Source organism: Microvirga brassicacearum (assembly GCF_008757455.1).
Lineage (GTDB): Bacteria > Pseudomonadota > Alphaproteobacteria > Rhizobiales > Beijerinckiaceae > Microvirga > Microvirga brassicacearum.
Genome location: NZ_VCMV01000014.1, coordinates 250,306 through 257,275, shown reverse-complemented (window position 1 = coordinate 257,275; position 6,970 = coordinate 250,306). Strand labels below are relative to the sequence as shown.

2 protein-coding genes are annotated in these 6,970 nt (G+C 64.5%); one reads left to right on the top strand and one right to left on the bottom strand.

Annotated features, from left to right (window positions below; genetic code table 11):
* A partial coding sequence (gene uvrB / locus FEZ63_RS11895) for an excinuclease ABC subunit UvrB (RefSeq protein ID WP_150944616.1) occupies window positions 1-2,712 on the bottom strand: 2,712 nt, incomplete at its 3' end.
* 160 nt (window positions 2,713-2,872) lie between these two features.
* On the opposite strand from uvrB, the gene FEZ63_RS11890 reads away from it, so the two are divergent.
* Entirely contained in the window at window positions 2,873-6,907 is a 4,035-nt protein-coding gene (locus FEZ63_RS11890; protein ID WP_162419733.1) for a tetratricopeptide repeat protein, read from the top strand.
* Window positions 6,908-6,970: the final 63 nt, after the last annotated feature.

Here is a 6,970-nt window from a genome sequence, read left to right as displayed (position 1 = left end):
CCCCCGCCCCCCCTTATATTTCGGCTTCTGCCCCGCCAACCCTTGCGTGCTCCGCGCCTTCGGCCTCTCCTTGAAGTTCAACGGCACCTCGCGATCCGTCCCCGGTCCCATCTCATCAAGCCCCGGCTTGCGGATGCGGGTGCCCTCATCCGAGCGACCCTTCGCCGACGGCCCCCAGGCCTCGGCGGCTTCCTCTCCGGCGCTGGCGCCTTCGGGTGAGGGCGGCAAGCCGCGGGGTGGCAGGTTGGCGTTGCGGCCGTATTTGCGCGAGCCGCCGTATTTGCCGGCCTCGCGTTCCACATCGGCTTGCCGCGCCAGCGGGTCGTCGCTGATGGCGAGCTGGGTTGCTTGCAGGCGCTTGAGTTCGTCGCGCAGGCGGGCTGCTTCCTCGAAATCGAGGTTGGCGGCGGCCTCCCGCATGCGCTTTTCCATGTCGGCGATGACCGTCTTGAGGTTGTGGCCCACCGTGCCGCCGGCTTTGGCAAGGCCCGTATCCACCGACACGTGGTCGCGCTCGTAGACGCTCTCGAGAATGTCGCCGATATTCTTCTTGATGCTCTGCGGCGTGATGCCGTTCGCCTCGTTATACGCCAGCTGCTTGGCGCGGCGGCGGTCGGTTTCGGCGATGGCGCGTTCCATCGAGCCGGTCATGTGGTCCGCATAGAGGATGACGCGGCCGTCGACGTTGCGCGCGGCGCGGCCGATGGTCTGCACCAGCGAGGTCTCGGAGCGCAGGAAGCCTTCCTTGTCGGCGTCGAGAATGCCGACAAGCGCGCATTCGGGAATGTCGAGACCTTCGCGCAACAGGTTGATGCCGATGAGCACATCGAACGCGCCGAGGCGCAGGTCGCGCAGGATCTCGATGCGCTCCAGCGTGTCGATGTCCGAATGCATGTAGCGCACGCGGATGCCGTTCTCGTGCAGGTATTCGGTGAGGTCTTCGGCCATGCGCTTGGTGAGCGTGGTGACGAGGGTGCGGTAGCCGGCGGCCGTGACCTCCTTGATCTCGCCCAGGAGATCGTCGACCTGGTTGCGCGCCGGGCGGATTTCCACCGGCGGGTCGATGAGGCCGGTGGGGCGGATGACCTGCTCGACGAAAATGCCGCCGGTCTGCTCCATTTCCCATTTCTGCGGCGTCGCCGATACGTGCACGGATTGCGGCCGCATGGCGTCCCATTCCTCGAAGCGAAGCGGGCGATTGTCCATGCAGGAGGGCAGGCGGAAACCGTATTCGGCGAGCGTCGCCTTGCGCCGGAAGTCGCCGCGATACATGCCGCCGATCTGCGGCACGGTGACGTGACTCTCGTCGGTAAACACCAGCGCGTTGTCGGGCAGGTATTCGAACAGGGTCGGCGGCGGTTCGCCCGGTTTGCGGCCGGTGAGATAGCGCGAATAGTTCTCGATGCCGTTGCAGACGCCGGTCGCCTCGATCATCTCGAGATCGAACTGCGTGCGCTGTTCGAGCCGTTGCGCCTCCAGCAGGCGGCCCATGCGGGCGAGTTCCTGCAAGCGGCCCTGCAACTCGGTCTCGATGCCCTTCACGGCCTGCTGCAAGGTCGGGCGCGGCGTCACGTAGTGCGAGTTCGCATAAACCTTCACGAAGGCGAGGTCGTTGGTCTTCTTGCCGGTGAGCGGATCGAACTCGACGATGCTTTCGATCTCGTCGCCGAACAGGCCGATGCGCCAGGCGCGATCTTCCAGGTGGGCGGGAAAGAGCTCGATGGAATCACCGCGCACGCGGAAAGTGCCGCGGGCGAAATCGTTCTGGATGCGCTTGTATTGCAGCGCCACCAGATCGGCGATGAGCTGGCGCTGCTCGATCTTCTCGCCGACCTTCACCGAGAACGTCATGGCGGTGTAGGTCTCGACCGAGCCGATACCGTAGATGCACGACACGGAGGCCACGATGATGACGTCGTCGCGCTCGATCAGCGCGCGCGTCGCCGAGTGGCGCATGCGGTCGATCTGCTCGTTGATCGAGCTTTCCTTTTCGATGAACGTATCCGAGCGCGGCACATAGGCCTCGGGCTGGTAGTAATCGTAATACGAGACGAAATACTCCACCGCGTTGTCGGGGAAGAACGACTTGAACTCGCCGTAGAGCTGCGCCGCCAATGTCTTGTTGGGCGCGAGGATCAGGGCGGGGCGCTGCGTCTCCTCGATCACCTTGGCCATCGTGAAGGTCTTGCCCGAGCCGGTGACGCCGAGCAGCACCTGATCGCGCTCCTGCCGCCTGACCCCGTCGACCAATTCGGCGATGGCGACCGGCTGGTCGCCGGCGGGCTCGAAATCCGACACCAGCTTGAAGGGAATGCCGCCCTCCGACTTGTCGGGCCGGGCCGGGCGATGCGGCGTCCACAGCTTGCCGTCCTTGAAGCGCGGATCGCCCTCGGTCAAAAGCCGCGTCAGCGCATCGACCGTCGCCGACACGCCATTGACGTCGAGCGGCGCGTTCTCGCCCAATTCGGGCGCCACATCCGGCCCGTCATCCGACCCTCTCAGGCCGAGCTTCTTCGCCAGCGCCGGCTCCACGTCCGTCGCTTCGCCGTGGATGTAGGATTCCTGCGCCCGCTCGGCAAAACCCTCCGCCGCCTTGCGCTCCCGATTCACGGCGGGGCTGAGCAGATCGGAGAGGTAAGTATCGAGGGGCTTCAGCTCGGGTTTGGACGCCTTCCCGGTGGAAAGCTTGGGCTTCTTGGGTGTCTTGGCCATAGAACGAATATGGTACAAACGGGTGAAATTGGGAAGGGCCGGCAGAGCCGAACCCAGGCGTTAGTCCCGGTTCGGGGTTTGCAACCGGTGTGATACACAGTATCATTATGGGCACCTGCCGCGATCTGTTTCCCCCGGAACACCGATGCCGATAATGCGAATGTTCTCTCTGGTCTGCTTGGCCTGGTTGGCCTTCGCCCCATCGAACGCTCTCGCCGACGAGGGCACCGATCCACTGGTCGCCGCCTGCGATCGGCTTGCGTCCCCGCCCGGAGATCCAGCGAACCCGCCGGGCGTGACACCCGTCTATGACGGCAATCTCGACTCCAAGATCGCGAAACGAGTCTGCGAAGCGGCACTGACGGCACAACCCGATCTCGCCAGACTCCATCATCGCGTCGGGCGGGCACAGCTTCTTCTCGGGGAAAACGAGCAGGCATCGGATTCTTTCCGACGCGCTGCAGCAGGCGGGCACGCCTTCAGCCTGACGACAATGGGGTGGCGATATTCGAACGGCATCGGCATTGACCGGGATCGGGAAGCCGCGATCGACCTGTATCGCGAGGCGGCCGCCCTCAGTGATCCGATAGCGATGGTCAATCTCGGCTATGCGCGCATCGCCGGTGATGTCCTGCCGAGAGACTACGATGCGGCGATGCGGCACTTCCGTCGCGCCGCGGCAAGCGGATCATCGGCTGCTTTGATCGGAATAGGGACGCTGTACGAGCACGGGCAAGGCGTTCAAAAGGATCTCGCCCGCGCACGGGAATTCTTCGAAGACGCCGCCCGGCAGGGCGACGCGGACGGGACGACGCAACTCGGTTTCGTCTACCTGAACGGCGTCGGTGTCACGCGGGATCTCGGCAAGGCGCGCGGTTATTTCGAAGAAGCGGCCGCATTAGGTCATCCTCCGGCGATCAGAGGTCTTGGAATTCTCGCCATCCGCGGGACCGGCTATTTCAACAATCCGTATCTCGCACGGTCCCATTTCGAGCGCGCCGCCGACCTCTTTGATCGCGAGTCTCTCTATCAACTCGGCCGGCTCCATGAATTCGGCGAAGGCGTGAAGAAAGATCGCGCGGGCGCGGCGGACCTTTATCGCCGGGCCGCGGACAAGGGATCTGCCTTCGCGATGCTGCAACTTGCGGACCTGCTCGGCGAAAGCCGCTCGAGGCCGGATCTCGAGAAAGCGCGCCAGTGGTTCCGCCGTGCCGCCGAACTCGGACGGAGCGAAGGGCTGGTCGGTCAAGGGAGATTGGCCGAACGACTCGACCAAGACTTCGTTGCGGCCAGACGATTCTACGAGGAGGCCGTTGCCATCGACAACGCGACGGCAAAAAACAATCTGGCGGTCCTGCTCGAGGATGGCAAGGGCGGGCCGGCCGACGAAGCACGCGCGCGTTCGCTCTACGAAGAGGCCGCGAAAGCCGGCCTGCGCACCGGCATGAGGAATTTTGCAAGCGCGCTTGCGGGTATCGGACACGTGCGGGCGGCACGCGGCTGGTTCTTCAAAGCCGCCGACCGGGGCGATAGCATTGCCATGCGCCGATTGGCGACGATGCTTCAGAACGGGGAGGGCGGACCGGCTAACCCGGCGGCGGCGCGCACATGGTACGAGAAGGCCGCCGCACAGCAGGATGGGCTGGCTGGTGTCCTTCTCGGGCAGATGCACAAGAACGGGGTCGGGGGCCCGCGAGATCTCAAGAAGGCCCGCGATCAGTTCCTCAGCCGGCCTGCTCGCGAATTGCCTGCGGGCATGGTCGCCTTTGCAGAATTGCTTCTGCAGGAAACCGGTCTCGTGGAAGGCCGCGAAGCTGCGCTTGGATACCTCACGACTGCGTCAGCGGCCGAGGATCAACGCGCACGCGCCATTCTGTCCTTCCTCACCATCCACGACCAATTCGAGAAACCGACAGAGTCTCAGGGTTGGGGCTGGAACATCGCAACCTGGGCGGGGCGAGCCGCCCGGCGCAGCGAGCCCGACAGCAAGCAATTGGAAGACAAGGCGCGCGCGGGCGACACCGACGCAATGGTCGAAATCGGCCTTTCGTGGAAACCGTCGCGCCCCAGCGAGGATCCGTGGCTGTCGCGCGCCTGGTTCGAACTCGCAGCCTCCCGCGACAATGCGCGAGCGCTTCTGGAATTGGGAAAGGTTCATCAGGAGGGGCGCGGGGTTCCTCAGAATCTCAAGGCGGCGCTCGACTATTATCGCCGCAGCGCCGCGCTGGGCGATGCGTCGGCGGCGGGCATCATGGGATCGCTTCATTATGATGGCGTCGGCGTCACGCGGGATCCCGCGGCGGCGTTGCGATGGCTTCGGCGTTCAGCCGATGCGGGCGACCCTGCGGGTATGTACAAGCTTTCTCAAGTCCTGCTGTCGAGGCGTGGAGCGGCGTCCGACGCGGCGACGGGGCGCACCTGGCTCGAGCGGTCCGCCGCGGCCGGCCACCTTCCGGCGAAATCCTTTCTCGCCTTGCTGCTGAAAAAAGGCGTGGGCGGTCCCAAAGATGAGAAGCAAAGCGCGCATCTGCTTGCAGAAGGCGCGGATGGTGGCGCCGAAGAGGCATTGCTGTACGCCTCGTCGTTGCGGATTGGCGAGAAGGCCGACGTCGCGCGTGCGGCCATTTGGGTCGAGAAAGCCGCGCAGCGTGGATCGACGTCCGCTATGCAGCAATTCGCCTTCGCGCTGTTGCGAGGCGAGGGTGTCGCGCGCGACGATCGCGCTGCGATCGAATGGTTCGAGCGTCTTGCAGAGACGGATAGCACCTTCGCCTTCTTTGCGGGATTTCTGCACGAGCAGGGGGTCGATGGTGGTGCGCCCGCTTATGATAAGGCGGCGGACGCCTATCGGCGCGCGGCTGCAAAAGGCTTTACGAGGGCGCAATTGCGTCTGGGGCTTCTGTATCAATGGGGTTGGGGCGTCACCGTCGATCAACCTCTTGCGCGGAAATATTTTGAGATCGCCGCCGCCAAAGGTGAGACGGGCGGGATGGTCGCGCTGGGCGATCTTCATCGCAGCGATGTGGTCAACGCAAAACACGGCTCTGCCGCGCGCCGTTGGTATGCCATGGCGGCCGATCGCGGATCGACCGAGGGGATGGTGCGGCTCGGCGGCGCCTACTATTCCGCCATCGGCGGCCCCAAGGACTTGGCGCGCGCCCGCCGGCATTACGAGGCCGCGGCGCAGAAGGGCAGCGCCGCCGGCATGTATTCGATCGGGTACATGATGGAGAATGGAGAGGGCGGCCCGCGCGATCTCGACGCGGCCAAGCGCTGGATCGAGAAATCCGCGCATGACGGCTTTGCGCGCGGAATGCGCCAACTCGCTCATCTTTACGAGCACGGCATCGGCGTCGCGCAAGACCTCAAGGAGGCGCGCCAGTGGTACCGCAAGGCTGCGATCGCCGGCGACGATTTCGCCATGAACGCCATCGGCTATTTCAGCAAGGAGGGATTGGGAGGCTATCGCGACGACGATTCAGCCGTCGCCTGGTACCGCAAGGCCGTTGAGACCGGGAACATGACGGCGGCACAGAACCTCGGCTTCCTCTATCTCAATGGCTATGGCGTCATTCGCGACGAGGCGCGGGCCCGCAAATATTTCGCACTCGCCGCTGAAGGTGGAAACCAAACCGCCATGCACAGCCTCGGCTGGATGGACAGAAACGGCCAAGGCGGTCCGCGGAACGACACGGCGGCGCGCGAATGGTGGGAGAAAGCCGCCGCAGAAGGCCATTCCCTATCGATGGCGACGCTGGCCCGGCTGTACCGGGAAGGCTGGGGTGTGCCGACGGATCCGAATCGTGCCCGCGATTGGTTGATGAAGGCGGCGCGGGCGGGCCACTCTCCATCGTCGCTGGAGCTTGCAGAATCGGCATTCGCCACGAGCGGCCCGAGTCGAAATGCTGAAGCGCGAGAATGGTCGTTACTCGCCGCGCAGGCCGGCAACGACGAGGCCATGGTTATTCTTGGCCGTCTCCTGCTAAGTGAGGAGTATGGGCCGGCTAACTATGGCGAAGCGCGGCTCTGGCTTGAGAAAGCGGCGGCGAAGCGTAGTACTGACGCGATGCTGTTACTTGCCCGCATCTACCGCGAAGGACTCGGAGTGACGCGGGATCATGCCCGCGCCCAGATCTGGCACGCCAGGGCCGAGGCGCTGGATACCCGGCCCCGCTATCGCCGAAAGGAAGCCTGATCCGGATGTGACGATGCGAGGGCGTGAGAGATGTCAACCGGTGTCATCGGCCCGTCATAGGCA

Bases quoted from the DNA above. Each gene is read 5' to 3' on its own strand.
- FEZ63_RS11890 (WP_162419733.1), top strand. From the start codon at position 2,873: ATGTTCTCTCTGGTCTGCTTGGCCTGGTTGGCCTTCGCCCCATCGAAC.